At 56.0% G+C, this 18,071-nt stretch carries 13 protein-coding genes; 6 read left to right on the top strand and 7 right to left on the bottom strand.

The genetic code is table 11. The annotated features are described in order from the left end of the window. Nucleotides 1–42: 42 nt before the first annotated feature. The 7 genes from PSH73_RS15170 to PSH73_RS15145 form a co-directional block, all read right to left on the bottom strand. Entirely contained in the window at nt 43–591 is a 549-nt protein-coding gene (locus PSH73_RS15170) for a dihydrofolate reductase family protein (protein WP_305460846.1), read from the bottom strand. 128 nt (nt 592–719) lie between these two features. Beyond that, nucleotides 720–1,475 carry a peptidase E gene (locus PSH73_RS15165; protein WP_233100817.1) on the bottom strand — a complete coding sequence of 252 codons (756 nt, stop codon included), beginning with the start codon at nt 1,473–1,475 and terminating at the stop codon, nt 720–722. A gap of 802 nt (nt 1,476–2,277) precedes the next feature. Continuing rightward, nucleotides 2,278–2,667: a hypothetical protein gene (locus PSH73_RS15160; RefSeq protein ID WP_170045415.1), complete on the bottom strand. Its 390-nt coding sequence runs from the start codon at nt 2,665–2,667 to the stop codon at nt 2,278–2,280. Beyond that, nucleotides 2,667–2,912 carry a polymorphic toxin type 47 domain-containing protein gene (locus tag PSH73_RS27035; RefSeq protein WP_253207633.1) on the bottom strand — a complete coding sequence of 82 codons (246 nt, stop codon included), beginning with the start codon at nt 2,910–2,912 and terminating at the stop codon, nt 2,667–2,669. The genes PSH73_RS15160 and PSH73_RS27035 overlap by 1 nt, the downstream gene beginning before the upstream one ends. A gap of 1,810 nt (nt 2,913–4,722) precedes the next feature. Continuing rightward, nucleotides 4,723–5,091, bottom strand: coding sequence for a hypothetical protein (locus PSH73_RS15155; protein ID WP_081044273.1), 369 nt, complete (start codon nt 5,089–5,091; stop codon nt 4,723–4,725). Nucleotide 5,092: 1 nt separating this feature from the next. Next, entirely contained in the window at nt 5,093–9,721 is a 4,629-nt protein-coding gene (locus PSH73_RS15150) for an RHS repeat-associated core domain-containing protein (protein WP_305460843.1), read from the bottom strand. A 176-nt stretch (nt 9,722–9,897) separates the two neighbouring features. Next, entirely contained in the window at nt 9,898–11,718 is a 1,821-nt protein-coding gene (locus PSH73_RS15145) for a sigma-54-dependent Fis family transcriptional regulator (protein WP_305460841.1), read from the bottom strand. A 253-nt stretch (nt 11,719–11,971) separates the two neighbouring features. Between PSH73_RS15145 and PSH73_RS15140 the strand changes: the two genes are divergently transcribed. From PSH73_RS15140 to PSH73_RS15115, 6 genes are read left to right on the top strand one after another with little or no spacing between them, the layout of a single operon-like run. Further along, nucleotides 11,972–13,066 (top strand): ABC transporter ATP-binding protein, encoded by a 1,095-nt coding sequence (locus tag PSH73_RS15140; protein WP_057445261.1) that lies wholly within the window; start codon nt 11,972–11,974, stop codon nt 13,064–13,066. Then, nucleotides 13,066–14,163: an ABC transporter ATP-binding protein gene (locus PSH73_RS15135; protein ID WP_115128482.1), complete on the top strand. Its 1,098-nt coding sequence runs from the start codon at nt 13,066–13,068 to the stop codon at nt 14,161–14,163. Before PSH73_RS15140 ends, PSH73_RS15135 begins: the two co-directional genes overlap by 1 nt. After that, on the top strand, nt 14,160–15,026 hold the full coding sequence (locus tag PSH73_RS15130; RefSeq protein WP_057441394.1) for a carbohydrate ABC transporter permease: 867 nt from the start codon (nt 14,160–14,162) through the stop codon (nt 15,024–15,026). Before PSH73_RS15135 ends, PSH73_RS15130 begins: the two co-directional genes overlap by 4 nt. Nucleotides 15,027–15,036: 10 nt before the next feature. Beyond that, nucleotides 15,037–15,837, top strand: coding sequence for a carbohydrate ABC transporter permease (locus PSH73_RS15125; protein ID WP_017735079.1), 801 nt, complete (start codon nt 15,037–15,039; stop codon nt 15,835–15,837). A gap of 10 nt (nt 15,838–15,847) precedes the next feature. Next, nucleotides 15,848–16,120, top strand: a complete 273-nt coding sequence (locus tag PSH73_RS15120; protein ID WP_029293327.1) for a DUF2160 domain-containing protein — start codon at nt 15,848–15,850, stop codon at nt 16,118–16,120. 38 nt (nt 16,121–16,158) lie between these two features. Continuing rightward, nucleotides 16,159–17,901 (top strand): ABC transporter substrate-binding protein, encoded by a 1,743-nt coding sequence (locus PSH73_RS15115; RefSeq protein ID WP_029293329.1) that lies wholly within the window; start codon nt 16,159–16,161, stop codon nt 17,899–17,901. The last annotated feature ends 170 nt before the right edge of the window (nt 17,902–18,071 follow it).

Raw genomic sequence — 18,071 nt, 5'->3', positions numbered from 1 at the left:
CCGACTGGTTCGGGGCGTTTTTGTTTGTGGCGGTGTTGCGAGTCAACGCTGCTCGATGGCATACCGGCTCTGGACAAAGCCATTGTCCGAGGTACAGGTAGCGATGTGGCGAAGCTCACATTCACGACCGACGTGACTGAACAAGGGAACTCCCTGGCCCAGCAGAATCGGAATGCGGGTGATGATCAACTCACTGAGCAGGCCTGCTTCAAGAAATGCCTGGATGGTCTGGCCGCCGTCGATATAAAGATGTTTCATGCCGCGCTCGGCCAGTTGGTCGACGAGCGTGCTCACATCGGCGGCCAACACCTCCACCTTGCCCTGTAGGTGCGCAGGAATCTCTAAGGTCTTGTGGGAAAGCGCTATGACCGGCGTGCCCTCATAGGGCCACTCTGGAAAGGACAGTACTTTTTCCAGGGTCTTGCGCCCCATGACCAACCCGTCGACTGTTGCGATGAAGCTTTCATAAGTGATGCCATTCAAGCCCGAACTTTCATATTCCGGTCGGTGCAGCCACTCAATATCCCCATCTGGTTGGGCAATAAAACCGTCAATGCTTGCTGCGATAAAGACGGAACATTTGATCCTCATGGGTGGTAAAACTCCTTTTTTATCAAGTGGAATCAAGACGGTATCACTTTAGCGCCTGCACGTTGGCGGCGAATGGCGGAGCGACGTGGTGGTTTGCAGGGCAAGGTTGCTCAGTCGTACGTCGGCCTCTACTCAGATAGCAACCTTAGATAAGGCGGCGCCGGACTGACTTCATAAGCGCTACTTTTTGCGTCATTACGGATCGTTTCATAGTGTTGGTTATTCTTGAAATGCAGGGCGACCCCGTCGTCGGCTGCGTAAGCAGGGTGCACACCCTTAAGCTTCACAAGCTCAACAAATGATTCTGCTCTTCCTGCCTCTGAGCTGAAGTGCGGACACAGCGCGCCGGGAAGTAAACCCAGGCCGTCGATCAGGGCGAAGGCTCCCCCTGAGTCGGAGTGGCCGTAGTCGAACCAGCAAATGGCTCCGGCACTGACACCACAAAGCACCTTGCCACTTTCCCATGCCTTCCTTAGCAAGCCAACTACACCAAATTCTCGCCAGATAGCTAACATGGCGCGCGTATTCCCGCCTGCTACATAAACAATGTCGGCCTGTTCAAACAACGATGCAATATAGCCAGCGTCGGGAAACGGCGGAATAAAAAACGTCAAGCAGGTGACGGTGCAACCGATACTTTCGTATTTGGTGATGAAGTCGGAAATTTTCAGGCGGTCATCGCCATTGGCTGTGGAGATATAGAGAACGGTGGGACGTGCCTTGCCCGATAGTGCGACGATGTGTTCGTCAATGCGAGTCATGCAGGTCATTTCCTCGGCTGACTCGCCACCAATAACAATTATGGATTTATCCATCACGACCTCTACCTCGTCCTGAATTTCAGCTTTTTCAAGGTATTTGAACACTGGGAAAATATCATTCAAACACATTGCTCAAGGTAGCAAAGATCAAAGGTGGGAGCTGTCGAGCCCCAGCGAGGCTGCGATGGCGGCGGCGCTGCCAGTATTTATACTGTGTGAGGCACCGCCATCGCAGCCTCGTTGCGGTTAATGGCGGTCAAATGGTTTGTTCCTCGGATCTATTCGTGTCGCCTCTATTGAGAGGGGGGAGGGGGGGAACAGTCAGTGGGCCTAAGATCCACATAGTCGAGGTCACCTTCAAATGTGATGCAGGCAATCCAGCATAGGTTTTCAGGAAAAAAATAGGTGTGTTGGGGGATTTCAGAAAATATGTCAATTGCTTCTCTAATATCGTCAATTTGAACGACATAAGCGTGATCTATAACGGAACCCCCTGAAAAGCACACATTATTAATATTTAAATGGCTAAGGGCTTCTGAGATATGAGCCAAAGCTTCGAGTCTGTCTAGAATGTTTAGATTGACGGAAGTTTTTACAGTGCTTGAATCTATCTTGCTTCCTGCGAACGTGAATTTTTTTGTATTTCATCAATTAGCTTTGCTTCTTCAGTTTTAGATAGCTCATTTTTTCGCAAACCTTCTGTTTATTTTGAGAACTGATTCTGCAGAACCTTGGAACAGATAGTGGGGCCCTTTTTTCTTTCCCTACTAGACGTTTGCGTGAGAGCCATTTCGCTCATCACGCCGTAGTGGATGGTTTATCCAAGCACACAAACTCAGGGGGCATAGGCGATCAATGGCGGATCTACTACTGCATCGACTCGCCATCAAATAGATTCGTCCCTTACTGTATGTCACTTTGGTTTTTAAGCCCAGAGCACGCAATCATGGTCATCCAGATGAACCAAAAACGATAGATCATGATCGGTGACCCAGAACGGATAACCAGTTGTTTCGCTTATTAACAGCGCAAGGTCTTGTGCGTTTTCGAGTTTCCATGCTCTGTGACCCGTGTCAAAAACCAAAAGTATGAGGTCGTTTTTTTTTATGCGGTCTGGTATTTCCTTCCAAAAGTCAGGGTTGTGCTCGGTGCATTTCTCGTTGAAATCGACTGGATCTAGTACATTTTTTTCTGTTTTAAAGTATTTTTTGGTTAAGGTGGATATTAATGTTGCGATCTCTTCAGAATTGAGCTTCTTTGAGGAGATTTTCAACGTGTTTATAGTTTCGTCTAATTCTTCTTCTAGATAATTCATCATGGTTCTCCGATTCTTGAGCGGCTAACTGGAAGTAACTCTAAAAGTATATGGCCCCTTACTGCACCACCACCTGCCCTTTTTCCGGCAGTTTGGTAACCAATATGAGGTGATTGAGGACCTTTTTTGCTAGAAACAAGCGTTGGGTCATCAATGTTGACTTCCGTTCCTCTGTTTGGCCCTTTCTGTACACGCCACTCGGTTGGGAAGGTTTTTCCGTATTTGTCCTTTCCCCACTTGGTCACGCTGTAATCGTCCTTGGAGACCCCTATCCGGCGAAATGCCTTGCGAAAAGGGGGCGGATCTATTTAACAAAGTGTAAAGATAACGACTATAATTGTTTGCCGAGCACCAGGCCTTAGTGGTTGGCTTCATTCAGACACACTACTTAAGGGGGGCATTAATGACGGGCTTGTTTTTTATTGGCTAGGAATTAAATATGTCCGTCACTTTTATCGGGCTGCGAAACCCGGTCGCTGAATTTGCAGCGACTGCCGAAGATTATGGGGGGGGCTTCCCAGTGGCAACCCTAAAACGCTGTCGGAAATATCTGAGAGGGGATTGATATATAACCCTTCCGGTAGTTGGTTAAAGGAACGGATCTATTTAGCGCCCTGCGGGAGCAATGGCCGTTTGCCGCCGCTCAACGCGTTTTGGTGTTGATTCATAGTGGGCAATGGTGGGCCTATTACTAAATTTACTAGCGATTAAATAGGTTCGTTCCTTTTGTTCCGGTTTTTATCAAGGTTTCTGGAAAAATAAGTTGGAAGTTGAGCCCTGAATTTTCTTTGCTTTTCCTTTTTCTACGTACTCGCTGAACTCTCGCTCGAGCGTCGTCTTGTTAGTGTATTTTTTGTATTTTTTTGGAACTTCGCATGCGTAAATGTAAAGTCATCCATGATTCGAAGCCATCAATTCGACCGTCGGGGCCGTAATCGAAGTCAATACATTTCTCGGATATGTAAACCCTACAGCCGACTCCATGTAGTTCGTACGTTGCGTCATCGCTGAGCTTTCCGCGCAGCGGGATTTTTTTTGAACGCCACAGTCCTAAGATATTTTTTGTACCAAAAGATAATTCAAGTAAGTTGGTTGCCTTTTCAACTTCCTCTAAGTATTCGCTGATTAGGTCTTCTAGCGTCTGAGTTTTCATTTTCTTGACCTTTCTAGCCTATCTGGTCCAGCGATTTTTGAAGAGTTCACTACGTCATTGATGCTGCTAAATGAGGTGTGGTGGTTTTCTATATTGTCAATCAGTCTTATGGTGACAAGTGTATGTGTTCGCCTTGCTGCAGACGCCCGATGGTGCCCATATTATATAATGCGAAAAGGGGGCGGATCTATTTAACAAAGTGCACAGATAACGACTATAAGCGTTTACCGAACATCACGCCTTAGTGGTTGGCTTAATTCGGGCGCACAAGTTAAGGGGGCGCATTAATGACGGACTTATTTTTTATTGGCTAGGGATTAACTATTTCCGTCACTTTTATCGCTGATATGCAGGTTCTGGACAAGGCTGTCGATACTGGGTACATTAAAGTATTGACTTTCAAGTGAGTGGCTCTCGTCTAGACGTCTGTTGGGTAAAGTGAAATGTTTGTTGTTTTTAAGTTTACATACTTTGGAGTATGGTCGGGCTTTTCTTTCAGGTCTATAAGGATTGTTTAAGATCCAATGCGTAGGGCTGCGCAATTATCATCATTCCCTAAGATCAGTTCTGCGGTTATGTAGGTAATGCTGTCTATGATCTCTATTTTTTCCTCATGCTGGGGTGGTCGGGTAATATTATTGTTTCCAACAAAAAATATCATTCAGGTCGAATTCGACATCAATATACTCTCCGATTTTCGGTATCGGGCCTATCCACGTTGCTACACCACGTCCGGCAGATGTCTCATAATTAACATAAGATTTTTCGCGATGAGAAAATATATTTAGTATTTTTACAATCATCTTATTTTTTTGTAGTGCGCTTTAATTGCTGGGTTGTCAATGTTCATTGTTTTGTTTTTTGGGGGAGTAAAAGGGAGCTATTATTGCATCGGCTTGCGATCAAATAGAATCGTTCCGTTTTTTACGTTTGGTAGTGTATGTGTTGTGTGTGCAGTCAAGTTTTTCAGCGGTATAGCTACCTGCAATTACTGTAAATATCACATCGCATCCGTCACTGGATGTGAAGCAATAACTTGTCCCTGTCTCGTTTGGATCTACTCGTGTTGCCTCTGCTGAGAGAGGCGTGTCAGTGGTTTCGTACATTTCGGATATTTCAGATCCGATCGCACCTATCCCTTGGAAGGCGATTAGTTTGTGGAAGGTTATTAGCCATAGCTGCTCCTGCCAGTCTGAAAACTCTATTGATAGCGTGCTTCTATCGCATATTAGTTTTTCTATTGTTCCGTCTGAAACGGGAAATTTCTTCATCTTAAGATCCTGGATGTTTTTCGCCCGGTAGAAACCCAGTTCCGTGCCCGGGCTGATAATTTTCAGGGGTGACCTTCAGTAGCGTATTTTGTTTTTCAGATTGCTTCCAGCTTAAGTCATTCGGCTTAAGCTCAATGTGATAGTGGTTGCCGTGATGTCTTGGACTAAAAGGGCCAGGATCTCCCGGGTGGCTTTCAAATCTAATGCGGGTATCTGTATTAGGCCTCCATTCCATTCGTTGGGTACCGTGTTTTGTTGTTGAAATCTTTGGCTGTACGCCTAAAGCCTCGGTAAAGTCATTTGGATCAGAAGGGAAGTGGGTGTAAGCATTCGGTATAGCAGGTGAGTTGTGGTCGGCTTCTATTTGCGATGTAGGGTCTTCGATACGAACGGCTGGTTTACACCCGCTTTCGCCCGGACACGTATTCAACCCCAACGGATCCACCCACCCCGTAGGGTTGGGCACATACAAATACCCGTTCAGCCCACCGGCCAACTTCACCGGGTCGGGCGTCAGGTAGCGTCCGTTATCCGGATTGTAGTAGCGATGCCGGTTGTAGTGCAGCCCGCTTTCCCGGTCGAAATACTGCCCCTGAAAACGCAGCGGGTTATCGACGGTGCTCACGTCCAGCCGGGTGATTTTTCCGTAGGCTTGGTAATGGGCTGACCAGACGATTTTGCCGTCCGTGTTCGTTAGCTCCTGGGGCGTACCCAGGTGGTCCAGTTGGTAGTGGAACGCCTGGGTATTGGCCGGACCAAACCCTTCCAGCAAGGCCAGCGGCCTGAAGCTATCAGGCTCGTAGAGATAGCTGCGATGCTGCCCCGCCGTGTGCTCGGCGATGACTTTGTCGCCTTGCCAGAAAAACTCAGTGGTTTTGCCCGCCACGGTTTTGCTGATGCGCCGCCCAAATGGGTCATAGCGATAACTGGCCTGGCTGCCGTCCGGTTGCGTCACGCCGATCAGGCGGTGCTGGCAGTCGTAGCGGTATTCGGTGACTAACTGCTGCGCGCGGCCACGGCGTTCGCGTATGAGGTTTCCGAAGGCGTCGTAGTCGTAATGCCGGTCGCCTTGCAGTAACAGGCGGTTGCCGACGACGATGCCGGGGCCTGGGCGGTCTTGCATCAGCAGGTTGTTCGCCGGGTCGTGGGCGAAGCGTTCGGTGGGATCCTGGGAATGGTCGGTGCGGGTCAGGCGGTCGAGGGGGTCGTAGTGGTAGTCGTGCTGGCCCTTGCGGGTGTCGAGCAGGCGGGTGAGGTTGCCGCTGTTGTCGTAGGTGTAGCGGCGAAGGCCGTGGCGGTGTTCGTGTTGGGCCAGGCGGCCCTGGTCGTCGTAGTGGTAGTGGCTCAGCAGTTGGCCCTGCTGGCGCTGGTGTTCGCGGCCTGCTTTGAACAGGTGCGAGCTGAGTGTCCGGCCATTCAGGTCGACAGTGGCAAGGTGGCCGCCCTTGTCGTGGTTGAAGGTCAGGCGGTTGTTGTCTGGCAGGCGCAGGGTTTCGAGTTGGCCGCAGTGGTCGTAGCCATAACGCAGGGTGCCCCAGCCTTGGTGCTCGGCGGTCAGGCGGCTTTGCGCGTCGTATTCGTACTGCAGCGGCCAGTGGCCGTCGTCGACGCTAAGCAGATTGCCGAGACGGTCGTAGGTGTAATCCACGGTGCTGCCATCGGGCAGGTTTTTTCGGACGAGGCGGCCGGCGTTATCGCGCTGGTAGGTGGTAACCAACTGACGGTCATCGTCGCCAAATTCGGTTTTTTCCTGCAGGTGGCCGTTGAGGTCGTAGACGTAGGCGGTGCGTTGGCCGTCGAAGCCGGTTTCCTGCTGGATCAGGCCGTTGGCGTGGTACTCCAGTTGATAGCGCTCACCTGCCTCGTTTTCGATCTCGGTCAGCAGCAGGCGAGTGTTGTCGTAGCGGTACTTGAGTTGAGAGCCATCGGGGTTGATCCGGCGACTGATCAGGTGCAAGCCATCGGCATATTCATACCGGGTCACACGCCCCAGCTCATCGCGCTCGGCGGTGATTTTTCCGTAGGGGTTGTAGCTCAATTCGCGGGTGGCGCCGCCCGGCATTACCACCTTGATCAGCCGACCCACCGCGTCCCAGTGATACTGGGTCAGGGCGCCATGTTCATCCTCGCGGGCAATCTGCCGGCCCAGGTCGTCATAGCGATAACGGCGCACGCCGCCATTGGGCAGTTGCTCGCCAATCAACTGCCCAAGCTCGTTCCACGTCAGGCGCTGACAGCTGTGGTCCGGGTACCAAACCGCTAAAAGCTGCCCACGCTTGCCATAGCTGTACTCGGTGACATTGCCGTCAGGGTCAGTCTGGCGCGTGATCGCGCCCTGATCATTACGCTGGTACTTCCAGACCGCCTCACCCCGGCGCATAACCCGTACGAAGCCATTCTCATACTCGTAGGAGGTAGGCTCGTCATCCCCGGGAAACAGCGCCACCAAGCGCCCAGCCTCGTCGTACTGATAGGCCGTGATCGCGCCCAGGGGATCCTGCTCAACCGTCAGCCGCCCCTGTGCGTCGTAGGACTTGAAATGCTCGCCGCCATCCGGATCAACCCGCTGCACCAGGCGTGCCCGCGGGTCATGCACGTAGACTTCCTGACTGCCATCGGCGTTAAGCAGGGTGACGCGGCCGTCATCCCAGCTATAGCGCGTATCCATCTGCGCAAAACTGGCCCAATGCCGCACACAGCGCGCCGCCTTGCCAGACCGTTCCCACTCCCAGAAAAAACTCGCCCCACCGGCCAACTGCCGCTCAGTGATCACCGCAAGGCTGTCGTACTGATAGCGCTCGCTTTCGCCGACGGCATTGATCGCCTCAAGCAGTCGCCACTGTTCGTCATAGCGGTAGGAAACAACGTTCTGCTCAGTAACCCAGGCGTCATCCGATTCGCTTCCCACGCGAAACACCTGGTAGTCCACCGCCACGATATGCCCGCGGTCATAACGCAACAGCAAGGCGCGACCGGCACCGTTATCCAGGCGCAGAATCCGCCCCAAGCCATCGCGGGAAATACCCAGGCGGTTGTCATACCCATCGCTGATCGCCGTCAGCACACGGTCGTGAAAGTGGTAGAAGCGTGCCCCCTGCGCCAGCACCAGCTCATCCGGCGTCGCCCCCAGATAAATCGCCGCTTCAGCCAGGCTATTGCTGATCGCCGGGCGGGCAACGGAGGGCAGGGGAAAGGTGGTGCTGCGGTTCTCATGGTCCGTCCACACCACCGACCCGCCGACCACCTCCAGCCGCTGCGCCAAGGAGTGGCTCCAGCCAAAGCCCAGCCCGCAATCCACCTCCACGGCACTGGTGCGATACAGGCGCGTCCAGGCAAATGGCAGCACGCCATCCAGTTCGCCATCGGTCAGGGTCAGCAGTTCTTCGCCGGTGACCATGGACACCGGGCAACCGTGGGTCGCGGTTTTATCAGCGCTAGCAGTTGCTTCCCCGTTGGGGTTTTTCGCGGAGGAGGGTGCGTCGTCCAACGCCTCTGCCTGCTTGAGCGTGGTATTGCGCCGCGCGCCCCAGTGCATCTGCAGGCCACCCTTTTTCAAGCCGCCAACCACGCCGCGCACAGCCACCGCCTTGTAGCGATCCACCGCGCCCATAAAACGCTTGAGGATGTCGAACACGCCATTGACGAAGCCCACTGCAACGTCAACCACCTGCTTGCCATACTTCGCCAGACGCAGCCCCAGGTACGCGATCCCGGCACCTTGCAGGGCAATGGTCAGCACCAGCGCAATCAGCAAATCAATGAGCAGCGACACGGCAAACCCGGCAATCACCTCGGCGGTTTTCCCTGCCACCTGGCTGGGCGGCAACGCCGACAACCAGATCATCGCCGTGCGCAACATCAGGTACAGCGCCGCTTCGTCGCTGGCCAGCAACATCGCCTGTTCCATCACCTGCGGCGCTTCGCGCGCCAGGGCTGTCAGCTCGGCGGCCTGGGCGCCAAGGCGTTCGATGTGTTTGGCCGGGTCCTTGAGGATGTCCTGCACCAGCGACAGGCTGTCCCACACCTCGGAAATGGCTGACCAGGTACCGGCCAATACCCCACTGCCAATGGCACTTGACGCCGACACCTGCCAGTGCGGTTTGAACCCCCTCCATTCCTTGCGCAGCCAGGCTTGTAGCTCGGCGGCCAAACTGTCGTAGGACGCAAACAGCGCCTCCACCTGCGCCGCCGAAACCCCGCCCTGTACGCGCACCTGATAGCGCCCACCGGCCGCGCAGTGATGGGCGCCCTTGCCCTGTTCATCCAGTTGGATAAATGTGGAACTGCCGTCCTCCAGGCCAATCACCTGCACCTGGAGATTGCCCAGCGGCACGTCATACACCGACTCGAATTTGCTTTCGATCTTCAGCTCGCCGCCTGCCGGGCACACGGCAACACTGGAAGTAAAGTCGGTGTCGGTCAGGCTTACCGACACCTGGGAATCACCGATCCGCAGCACCCGCTCCATGCCCAGCAGCGACGGCAAATCCGTGGCGTGGCTGACCTTGTCCAGGGCCAGCGCGTACCAGCTTGTTACCTGCTGGCGATACAGCGCCAGGCTCTGGTGAAAGCCATCCAGCTCGTATTCGATCAGGTCGATGGGCGATGAATCAGGGGCAGGGGCTGGCATCCATGACGTCTCTGCAAAAGAAAGGCGTCGGAGAATGCCGCAGGAAAAGGGCGCTTGGAGGTGTGGTCTGTTAAATCAGAATGGGCTTACGGACAGGGGGAGTTTTTCAGTTGGAATCGGCGTTTACGCCCACATCAACTAGCGATCAGTCTTAAAGAAAGACACAGGGTTTACGGCTATGGAGCGGCGCGTAATCGCTTGTATAAGGTAGTGCGGCTGACCCCCAACTCCCTCGCCAAGTGGGAGATATTGCCGCCGACCGCTGCCAGTCGTTGCTGAAGGTTTTGCCTATCGTCCAGATCGTCCATGACCACCGGCGCGCTGGGTGCGGCTTGCCTCAGGTCGACAAAAAAATCATCCGGCAGGTGCTCGGGGCGAATCGGTTGATCTTCGGCCATGACCAGCGCCACCTGCATTACGCTGCTGACCTGGCGCAGGTTGCCCGGCCAGGGGTGTTGCTCGAATAACGCCAGCACTTCAGCACTGAGCCCGGCCCACTGCGTGGGCTCGCGGTGCTGTTGCCACAGTTGCTTGAACAGCGCCTGCTTGTCACTGCGCTCGCGCAGGGGCGGCAGTTCCAGGGTCAGGCCGCCGATGCGGTAGTACAAATCCTCCCGAAACCGTCCGATCTGTACCTGTTCGCGCAGCGAACGGTTGGTCGCCGAGATAATCCGCAGGTCCACCGGGAACAATTCGCTGCTGCCCACCGGCTGGACGCAGCGCTCTTGCAATACCCGCAGCAGCCGGGCCTGGGTGGGCAAGGGCATGTCACCGATTTCATCGAGAAACAGCGTGCCTTTGTCCGCCTTGCGGATCAGGCCAATGCTGCCTTTTTGATTGGCGCCGGTGAACGCGCCTTTTTCATAGCCAAACAGCTCCGATTCCACCAGCTCCGCCGGAATTGCCGCACAGTTGACCGCGATAAACGCCTGCTGGCTGCGGGAACTGGCCTGGTGCAGGGCTTTGACGAAAACTTCCTTGCCGACACCGGTTTCACCGTGGATCAGCAGCGGAATGTCTTTTTCCAGTAGGCGTTCAGCCTGGCGCACAGCCTTTTCCACGCGGCTGTCACCAAAGTGCAGGGTCTTGAGGCCGATGGGCGCGGAGGCTGGTTCACTAAAGACCCTGGCCTGCACCGGCGCCTGTTTGGGGCGTTTGAGCAGGCACTGGAAACGGTTGCGCCCCGCAGCCTGCAGGGCAAAGGGCAGGCCTTCGGGCTGGTTGAGCAACTCCAGCAGCGAGACCTTGAACAGGCTGTCGATCATCACCCGCGACAGGCTGATGCCCAGCAAGTTGTCGGCGCGGCGATTGGCTGACAGCACCTGGCCACTTTCATCGAAGATCAGCAGGCCGGCCCATTGGCTGTCGAGGTTGTTCAGGCCGGTGTTGAAGGTCAGTTGGAAGTGTTCGCCGCCAAACAGGTTAAGGATCAGCCGGTTTTCCACGGTCTGGCTCATCATCTTGACCATGCCCAGGGTGTGGGAGGGCGGCAGGTAGCTGTCGCTGGACACATCCAGTACCGCAATGATCTCGCGGTTGGCATCAAAGATCGGCGCGGCTGAGCCGGTCATAAAACGGTTGGCCTTGAGGAAGTGTTCGTCATGTTCGATATGCACCGCCTGGGCGCAGGCCAGCGCGGTGCCGATGGCGTTGGTGCCGGTGGCGCGCTCCATCCAACTGGCTCCGGCGTTGAAGCCACGGGCCAGCTTGGGGTCGATAAAGCGTTGGGTGCCCCACGAGGTCAGGACTTGGCCCTGATTGTCGGCCAGCATGATCAGGCAGTTGGAATTGCTGAGGATGTTCTCGTAATAAGGCAGCACTTCCTGGTGGGTGGTCTGGACCAGCGCGTGCTGGCTCTCCAGCAGTTGGCTGATGCCCTCGGCGGGCAGCTGGTCGAAGCTGGGGGCGCTCTGGTGATCCAGGCCGAACGCACGGCAGCGGCGCCAGGAGTCCTGGATGATGGTGTCGTGGGGCAAAAGCGGGGCTGGTGCGGCCATGGCGGTGACCTTCTTTTTATTGTTGTTATGAACCCTATGCAATTCCAATGTGCGAGCGGGCTTGCTCAGTGTTGTTCAGAACTGTTCATTGTCAACCTGGAGGTTGTTCAATTGTTCAGTTGTGAATGTTCATTTCTGTTCAGCACTGAGCAGTGGTTTTGCTCAAGTCTTTGGCAAATCGACGTTTTTTATTATTGGCACGAAACTCGCTCTGCCCCTGGAAGAACAATTCCAATAAGAAAAAGGGCGTGTCATGTCATTGACCCTGGAACATGTGACCCGTGTCGTCGAAGGCCAGACCTGGATCGACGACGCCAACCTGCGCTTTGAAGCCGGTTCTTTCAATGTGTTGCTGGGCCGTACGCTGTCCGGCAAGACCAGCCTGATGCGCCTGATGGCCGGCCTGGACAAGCCTGACAGCGGACGCATCCTGATGAACGGCGTCGACGTCACCCATAAGCCGGTGCGCTTGCGCAATGTGTCGATGGTGTACCAGCAGTTCATCAACTACCCGACCATGACCGTGTTCGAGAACATCGCCTCGCCGCTGCGCCAGGCCGGGGCCTCCAACGAACTGATCCACAGCAAAGTGCTGGAAACCGCGAAGATGCTGCGCATCGAGAAGTTCCTGCAACGTCACCCTCTGGAGCTGTCCGGTGGCCAGCAGCAACGCACGGCGATGGCCCGGGCGCTGGTCAAGGATGCCGAGCTGATTCTGTTCGACGAACCCTTGGTCAATCTGGACTACAAACTGCGCGAAGAGCTGCGCCAGGAAATGCGCGAGCTGTTCAAGGCCCGCAACACCATTGCCATCTATGCCACCACCGAGCCTAACGAGGCACTGGCGCTGGGCGGCACCACCACCATTCTCCACGAAGGCCGGGTGATCCAGAGCGGCAAGGCCGCCGAGGTCTATCACCAACCGCAGACCGTGCTGGCAGCCGAACTGTTTTCCGAACCGCCGATCAACCTGATGCCGGGGCGCATCAGCGGCAATGAAGTGAGTTTCGCCAGCGACGTGCACTTTCCGTTGAATGTCGACCTGCGCCCCATCGGCGAGGGCGAATTCCGCTTTGGTGTGCGCCCCAGCCATATCAGCCTGGTGCCCAGCAACGACGATGATCTGGAACTGGCAGTAACCGTGGAAGTGGCGGAGATCAGCGGCTCGGAAACCTTCCTGCACGTGCGCAGCGAGCATTTTTTGCTGGTTTTACACCTGCCGGGAGTACACGAGTACGACGTGGATGCGCCGATCCGCATCTATATTCCGACCCATAAACTGTTTGTGTTCGATGGTCAGGGCCGTTTGGTCCAGGCTCCCGGGCGCCGTGTCGCGAGGGTTGCCTGATGGCCGAGATCCATTTGCAGAACCTGGCACATAGCTACAGCCCTACACCCGCCGGGCCTGAAGACTACGCCATTCGCGAAATGAACCACATCTGGGAGCAGGGCGGTGCCTACGCGTTGCTCGGGCCGTCTGGCTGTGGCAAGTCAACCTTGCTCAACATCATCTCCGGCCTGCTCAGCCCTTCGGAAGGCCAGGTGCTGTTCGACAATAAGGTGGTAAATGAGCTGACCCCGGAAAAGCGCAATATCGCCCAGGTTTTCCAGTTCCCGGTGGTCTACGACACCATGACCGTGTTCGATAACCTGGCATTCCCCCTGCGCAACCAGGGCATGGCCGAGGCGAAAGTGCACAGCAAGGTGCAGGAAATTGCTGAAGTGCTCGACCTGCAGAACCTGCTGGGCAAAAAGGCCCGCAACCTGAGTGCCGATGAAAAGCAAAAGGTCTCGATGGGCCGTGGGCTGGTGCGCGATGACGTCTCGGCGATCCTGTTCGACGAGCCGCTGACGGTAATCGACCCGCACCTGAAGTGGAAACTGCGGCGCAAGCTCAAGCAGATCCATGAGCAGTTCAATATCACCATGGTTTACGTCACCCACGATCAGTTGGAGGCCTCGACCTTTGCCGACAAGATCGCGGTGATGTACGGCGGGCAGATTGTGCAGTTCGGCACGCCGCGGGAATTGTTTGAGCGTCCCAGCCATACCTTTGTCGGCTATTTCATCGGCAGCCCAGGGATGAATCTGATTGAAGTGCAGGCCGAAGCTGGTGGGGCGCGGTTTGCCGGGACACATCTGGCGTTGTCCGAGGTGCAGCAGCGGCAGATCGCGGAAAAGGACTACAAAAAACTTCAGGTCGGCATTCGTCCCGAGTTTATCCATGTGTGGGACGAGCCCAATCCTGATGCGTTGCAGGCCGACGTCATGCATATCGAAGACCTGGGCACCTACAAGATCCTGACCCTCAACCTCGACGGCGCGCCGTTGAAAGTACGCCTGGCCGAAGACAAACCGGTACCCGAGGGCCGGGCGTCGATCAGCTTCCCGGCGCAATGGTTGATGGTCTATGCCGATGATTACCTGCTGGAGGCGCGGCCATGAACAAGGTGCAGAACAACAAGGCCTGGTGGCTGGTATTGCCGGTGTTCCTGCTGGTGGCGTTTAGCGCGGTGATCCCGATGATGACCGTGGTCAACTACTCGGTGCAGGACATTTTCGACCAGTCCAGCCGCTATTTCGTCGGTGCCGACTGGTACAAGCAAGTGCTGCTGGACCCGCGCCTGCATGACTCGCTGCTGCGCCAGTTCATCTATTCCGCGTGTGTGCTGTTGATCGAGATCCCGCTGGGCATTGCCATTGCCCTGACCATGCCCACCAAAGGCCGCTGGTCGTCCCTGGTGCTGATTGTGATGGCCATCCCGCTGCTGATCCCGTGGAACGTGGTCGGTACCATCTGGCAGATCTTCGGCCGTGCCGATATCGGCCTGCTGGGTTCGAGCCTGAATGCCATGGGCATCAACTACAACTATGCCGCCAACACCATGGACGCCTGGGTCACGGTGCTGGTCATGGATGTGTGGCACTGGACCTCTCTGGTGGCGCTGCTGTGCTACTCCGGGCTGCGGGCCATACCGGATGTGTACTACCAGGCCGCGCGAATTGATCGGGCATCAGCCTGGGCGGTATTCCGACATATCCAGTTGCCGAAGATGAAGAGCGTGCTGCTGATCGCCGTGATGCTGCGCTTCATGGACAGTTTCATGATCTACACCGAGCCGTTTGTCCTGACGGGGGGCGGGCCGGGGAATGCGACGACCTTCCTCAGTCAGACCTTGACCCAGATGGCTATCGGCCAATTCGACCTGGGGCCGGCGGCAGCGTTTTCCCTGGTGTATTTCCTGATCATCCTGTTGGTGTCCTGGCTGTTCTACACCGCCATGACCCACTCCGACGCCAACCGCTGAGGCCGCCAACATGAGCAAGCGCAAGGTCATCCCCCTGCTGATCTACATTCTGTTCCTGCTGGTGCCGATCTACTGGCTGCTGAACATGTCCTTCAAGAGCAACACCGAAATCCTCGGCGGCCTGACGCTGTTTCCGCAGGATTTCACCCTGGCCAACTACAAGGTGATTTTCACCGACCCCAGTTGGTACACCGGGTATCTGAACTCGCTGTACTACGTGAGCCTGAACACCGTGATTTCCCTGACGGTGGCACTGCCGGCGGCCTACGCGTTTTCGCGCTATCGCTTCCTCGGCGACAAGCACCTGTTCTTCTGGTTGCTGACCAACCGCATGGCGCCGCCGGCGGTGTTCCTGTTGCCGTTTTTCCAGTTGTATTCGTCCATCGGCCTGTTCGACACCCATATCGCTGTGGCTCTGGCCCACTGCCTGTTCAACGTGCCGCTGGCGGTGTGGATCCTGGAAGGCTTTATGTCGGGGGTGCCCAAGGAGATCGACGAAACGGCCTATATCGACGGCTATAGCTTTCCGAAGTTTTTCGTGAAGATCTTTATCCCGCTGATTGGCTCGGGGATCGGTGTCACGGCGTTTTTCTGCTTTATGTTTTCCTGGGTCGAACTGCTGCTGGCGCGCACGCTGACGTCTGTGAATGCCAAACCGATTGCCGCCGTGATGACCCGCACCGTGTCAGCGTCCGGGATTGATTGGGGCGTACTGGCGGCCGCCGGGGTGCTGACCATCCTGCCGGGCATGCTGGTGATCTGGTTTGTTCGCAACCATGTGGCCAAGGGCTTTGCCCTCGGCCGGGTCTGAGGAAACGATGATGGAATGGATGGCCTGGACCACCCCGACTGCACTGTTCTTTGCGGCGATTGCCCTGTTGCTGGCGGGCATGACCACGTGGGAGCTGCGTTCGCCGAGCATTCCCCGGCGCGGGTTGTTACCGATCAGCACCACCCGTGGTGATCGTTTGTTTATCGGTCTTCTCGGGAGCGCCTACCTGCATCTGCTGGTGATTGGCGTAACCGGCTGGAGCATCTGGGTGGCGTCCGCGCTGTCTGTGGTGTGGCTGTTGTCTGTGATGCGTTGGGGATAGCCACAGGCATCCCTTTTGATCCCAACCAGGAGGTCTCTATGTTCGATAAAAACAATAAGCTGCGACATAGCATTTCATTGGCCGCTGTCTTGGCCCTCAGTGGCCTGAGTGCTGCGGCCTGGGCTGATGCCTATGAGGATGCCGCGAAAAAATGGATTGGCAGCGAGTTCAAACCGTCCACCCTCACCGAAGCCCAGCAACTTGAAGAGTTGAAGTGGTTTATCAAGGCCGCCGAGCCGTTTCGTGGGATGAAGATCAATGTGGTGTCGGAAACCCTTACCACCCACGAGTACGAATCCAAGGTGCTGGCCAAGGCCTTCAGTGAAATCACCGGGATCAAGCTGACCCACGATCTGCTGCAGGAAGGCGATGTGGTGGAAAAACTGCAGACCCAGATGCAGTCGGACAAGAATATCTATGACGGCTGGGTCAACGATTCCGACCTGATCGGTACGCACTTTCGCTATGGCAAGACCGAATCCATCACCGACCTGATGGCCAATGAAGGCAAGGACTTCACCTCGCCGACCCTGGACCTCAAGGACTTTATCGGCATCTCGTTTACCACTGCGCCGGATGGCAAGATCTACCAGTTGCCCGACCAGCAATTTGCCAACTTGTACTGGTTCCGCGCCGACTGGTTCGAGCGGGCCGATCTCAAGGCCAAGTTCAAGGAAAAGTACGGCTATGAGTTGGGCGTCCCGGTGAACTGGTCGGCCTATGAAGATATCGCCAAGTTCTTCAGCGAAGACGTCAAGGAAATCGACGGCAAACGCGTCTATGGCCATATGGACTACGGCAAGAAGGATCCGTCCCTGGGCTGGCGTTTTACCGATGCCTGGTTCTCCATGGCCGGGGGCGGCGACAAGGGCCTGCCCAACGGCTTGCCGGTGGACGAGTGGGGCATTCGGGTCGAGGACTGCCACCCGGTGGGTTCCAGCGTGACCCGTGGCGGCGATACCAACGGCCCGGCCGCGGTGTTTGCCACGCAGAAATATGTCGACTGGATGCGCGCCTATGCGCCACCGGAAGCGGCGGGCATGACCTTCTCCGAGTCCGGGCCGGTACCGTCCCAGGGCAACATCGCGCAGCAGATTTTCTGGTACACCGCCTTTACTGCCGATATGACCAAGCCGGGCTTGCCGGTGATGAACGCCGATGGCACGCCGAAGTGGCGCATGGCACCGTCACCACGCGGTCCATATTGGGAGGAGGGTATGAAGCTGGGGTATCAGGACGTGGGCTCCTGGACCTTCCTCAAATCCACGCCTGAGAAGCAAAAACTGGCGGCCTGGCTGTATGCGCAGTTCGTCACCTCGAAAACCGTGTCCTTGAAGAAAACCATCGTCGGCCTGACGCCAATCCGCGAATCGGACATCAACTCCCAGGCCATGACTGACCTGGCACCGAAACTCGGCGGCCTGGTGGAGTTCTATCGCAGCCCGGCGCGGGTGCAATGGACGCCGACCGGCACCAACGTGCCGGATTATCCGCGCCTGGCGCAGCTGTGGTGGAGCCATATCTCGGAAGCCGCCAGCGGCGAGAAAACCCCACAACAGGCGCTGGATGGCCTGGCCAAAGATCAGGACGCCATCATGACGCGCCTGGAGCGCTCCAAGGTGCAGCCGATCTGCGGGCCGAAGATGAACCCCGAGCGCGATGCCCAGTACTGGTTCGACCAGCCAGGTGCACCGAAGCCGAAACTGGCGAACGAAAAGCCCAAGGGTGAAACCGTGAACTATGCCGACTTGCTCAAGTCGTGGGAGGCGGCGCGTAAGTGAGGTAGGGCAGATAGCACAACGGCACCGTGAGGTGCCGTTTTTTGTGGTGTCGCTGCTACCGCCATCGCGGGCAAGCCCGCTCCCACATTGATCCGGTTTCATCATGAGAGCACGGTCATGTGTGGGAGCGGGCTTGCCCGCGATGGCGACAGCGGTGGCACCGCATATCT

It is taken from the genome of Pseudomonas sp. FP2294 (assembly GCF_030687625.1).
Lineage (GTDB): Bacteria > Pseudomonadota > Gammaproteobacteria > Pseudomonadales > Pseudomonadaceae > Aquipseudomonas > Aquipseudomonas shahriarae.
This window is presented reverse-complemented; position numbering and strand designations above follow the sequence as displayed.